The sequence below is a fragment of the Citrobacter sp. L55 genome (assembly GCF_002850715.1).
Classification (GTDB): Bacteria; Pseudomonadota; Gammaproteobacteria; order Enterobacterales; family Enterobacteriaceae; genus Citrobacter; species Citrobacter braakii.
On the sequence record NZ_KZ559444.1, the window covers coordinates 1 to 3,086 of the forward strand.

The following is a 3,086-nucleotide window of genomic DNA, read 5'->3' on the forward strand; positions in this document are numbered from 1 at the left end:
TTTCCATTTCAGGCGCATAACGCTGAACCCAGCGGTAAATCGTGGAGTGATCGACATTCACTCCGCGTTCAGCCAGCATCTCCTGCAGCTCACGGTAACTGATGCCGTATTTGCAGTACCAGCGTACGGCCCACAGAATGATGTCACGCTGAAAAATGCCGGCCTTTGAATGGGTTCATGTGCAGCTCCATCAGCAAAAGGGGATGATAAGTTTATCACCACCGACTATTTGCAACAGTGCCCGGTCAGTTATACCCGCCCTAAAGGACGGGTTTTGTGGCGTACTGGATTACAGGAGACCGTCATGTCCGGTTCCGTGGGAGCGCAACGAAAGAGTTTCATTGCTCGACCCGATAATCCCAAATAGCTGGAGAAGAAAATGGCCCGGATTGACGGCTGATAACCGATTACCCTTACTCGAAGGTACCCTTCACGCAGGCTTTACCGTCAACCACCATCTGTTTGCCGTGAGCATAAACCTGCTCAATACATAATTCTGGTGTCATAACCAGCAGATCGGCATCCTTTCCAGGAGCAATTTCACCTTTAGTGGAAAGGTTAAGAAAGCCTGCCACACTGGTCGTCAGCGGACGCAATGCATCGGTCAGGGTAAACCCGTAATCGTTGACTAATGACTGCACGGTTTCAAGTAAGCTCTCGAAGCCCGCCACACCAATCCCTGTCAGTTTTCCGGCATCATCAAACAACGGCTGGCTACCATTACCATCCGAGCTGACCGTTATCCGGGCAAGCGGGATACCGGCTTTCAGTGCCCGGGCGACAGCTTCAGCCGGTGCGACAGGATCGGGGATGCCGCTGGTGATGTCGATGGTGCCGCCTTTGAGCGCAAAAGCCAGTGCTTCTTCGAACAGCGCCTCATTGCGGTTAACGTGGGTGGGAAGCAGCTTGCTCATCGGTACATCGCTATTTTCCAGAATGTCATACAGCGGTTTAAGCCCCTTTTTGCTGTCGCCCATATGGAACACGCTGACACCCGGTTTGCTGCCCAGCAGGCCACCCACGCGGGATTCCGCTGCCATGTTTGCCAGTTGATAATCGCCAGGCGCGGCAGAACGGTGGTCTGAAACTGCACATTTAACGCCGATGACGCGATCGATCAGCGCCACATCTTTTTCTACCGAACCGGTGATTGTCGGTGAAGGTACATGGTAAGCGCCGGTTAACATCCAGGCGGTGATCCCTTCTTCATTCAGCGCCCGTGTTTTCGCCAGAAGCGATTCCGGGTGACGGGTCACGGAGTCGGTGCCGAGCAAACCAATGACGGTCGTGACCCCGGCTTCGGTCAGTCTGCTCAGTCTGACTTCTGGCGTACGGGTAGTGGGACCCGCTTCACCACCGCCGCCAATCAGGTGAACATGCTGATCGATAAAGCCAGGACACAGAATCAGTCCTCTGAGATTGATAACCTTACAATCTGGCACGATGTGAGGAGAGATATCGCGTGCCACAGCAATAATCTTGCCGTTGGCGAGAAGCACGTCTCTGATTCCCTGGTCTTCCGGGGTGTAAAGGTGTGCACCTTGCATCAACGTAAACTCTGCGAAGGATAAATCAGGCATGAGAATTCCCTTTTAAACAATGCTCTGCATAACCCAGATCGACAGCAGTGCGTTGATGGCACACACGGCGATGATATGGGGATAATATTTGGCGTTAACTTCGGCGGTACCGAGGCAGCGACCCACGTTCTGCACAGGGTTACCCATCAGGTATATCGCCGGAAGCAGCACCGTGACGTCGTGACCATTTAAGGCTCCCGCCGTGAGCAGACTGGCAGAAACGCCTACCGCGCCGCCCATGCTCATTAGCGACGCTAAAAGCACGGTGGCGGCTTCACCAGGAAGTCCCCACAGAGCCATAACGGGCTGGCAAATGTGCCCAACCCAGTCAAGTAAACCGGTAATTTTCAGCGCCTGAATAATGACGAATGCCATGACCACGTTCGGCAGCAGGTTAGTGGTGGCAATCGTAAAGCCGCGGCGGGCACCATCGATGAACATGTCCATGACATTTTTGCGTACCTGAGTGGTCATGCTTGTGCTCCTTGCGTTGGGTTACGGCGTTCTTCAAAATTGATCCAGATACGTAGCAGGTTGGCACCGACAAATTTAAACACCAGGATGACAGCCAGGGGGACGATAACGGACGTTCCCAGAAACGCGAAGACAGCGACACCAGAGGAAAAATAGTTGGTAATAATTGCGCTGCCGCTGGTCTGGTACGCTGCAAAAATGACTTTATCGCGCTCAGTGATTTCGCCATCCTGCGCCAGTTCTTTCGTCATCCCCGCGGCCGCATCGGTGTTTTGTAAGTTAGCGATGAGCGCCAGTGAGCAGATGCCCGGAATACCCAGCAGGGGTTTCAGGATGGGCGTCATCAGCTGTTGCGCCGCACGCAGTCCGCCAAGACCGTCGGTGATAGAAATAATGCCCAGTGACAAAATGACAGAGGGAGCGAGTTCCAGCGCGAAAAGAAAACCATCTTTTGCGCCCGTACCGCCCGCGCCCCGGAAGGTTACGGTCGTTTGTTCAGCGCCATTCGCGATCTGGCCAAACGAACCGTTCAGCACGGTAAAATCAAATACACGCCACCAACCTTCCGTTCCGGAAAATACGCCGGAAAAGAAAATGATGGTCAGAAAAAAAGCCAGGTATCCCTTAAGTCCGACTTTTTCTGTTGCAGGCGGCAGCGCCGCCTGTTCCCTTTGTTGCGCCATAGCGAACCCCGTTATTTTTTTGATGATGTTGTTTGTTGCGGCAGGCCAGAAGAGGCCTGAACTCAATGACCTTAACAGTAATGTGGGTATGGGGAAAATGCAAGAATGTTTCTTTTAAGGCACTGTTGCAAAGTTAGCGATGAGGCAGCCTTTTGTCTTATTCAAAGGCCTTACATTTCAAAAACTCTGCTTACCAGGCGCATTTCGCCCAGGGGATCACCATAATAAAATGCTGAGGCCTGGCCTTTGCGTAGTGCACGCATCACCTCAATACCTTTGATGGTGGCGTAAGCCGTCTTCATGGATTTAAATCCCAGCGTGGCGCCGATTATCCGTTTCAGTTTGCCAT

3 protein-coding genes and 2 pseudogenes are annotated in these 3,086 nt (G+C 52.9%); all 5 read right to left on the reverse strand.

Going from position 1 to position 3,086, the window contains the following annotated elements; translation table 11 throughout:
• Positions 1 to 179: pseudogene (locus B9P82_RS27915) on the reverse strand (IS6 family transposase); the annotation flags it as partial.
• 234 nt (positions 180 to 413) lie between these two features.
• Positions 414 to 1,580, reverse strand: coding sequence for a beta-aspartyl-peptidase (gene iadA, locus B9P82_RS27925; protein WP_041205590.1), 1,167 nt, complete (start codon positions 1,578 to 1,580; stop codon positions 414 to 416).
• A 12-nt stretch (positions 1,581 to 1,592) separates the two neighbouring features.
• Entirely contained in the window at positions 1,593 to 2,054 is a 462-nt protein-coding gene (locus B9P82_RS27930) for a YjiG family protein (RefSeq protein ID WP_005326786.1), read from the reverse strand.
• Positions 2,051 to 2,737 (reverse strand): nucleoside recognition domain-containing protein, encoded by a 687-nt coding sequence (locus B9P82_RS27935; RefSeq protein WP_041205587.1) that lies wholly within the window; start codon positions 2,735 to 2,737, stop codon positions 2,051 to 2,053. Before B9P82_RS27935 ends, B9P82_RS27930 begins: the two co-directional genes overlap by 4 nt.
• 170 nt (positions 2,738 to 2,907) lie before the next feature.
• Positions 2,908 to 3,086 (reverse strand): annotated as a pseudogene (locus tag B9P82_RS27945) (IS6 family transposase); the annotation flags it as partial.

Bases quoted from the DNA above. Each gene is read 5' to 3' on its own strand.
- iadA (WP_041205590.1), bottom strand. From the start codon at position 1,580: ATGCCTGATTTATCCTTCGCAGAGTTTACGTTGATGCAAGGTGCACAC.
- B9P82_RS27930 (WP_005326786.1), bottom strand. From the start codon at position 2,054: ATGACCACTCAGGTACGCAAAAATGTCATGGACATGTTCATCGATGGT.
- B9P82_RS27935 (WP_041205587.1), bottom strand. From the start codon at position 2,737: ATGGCGCAACAAAGGGAACAGGCGGCGCTGCCGCCTGCAACAGAAAAA.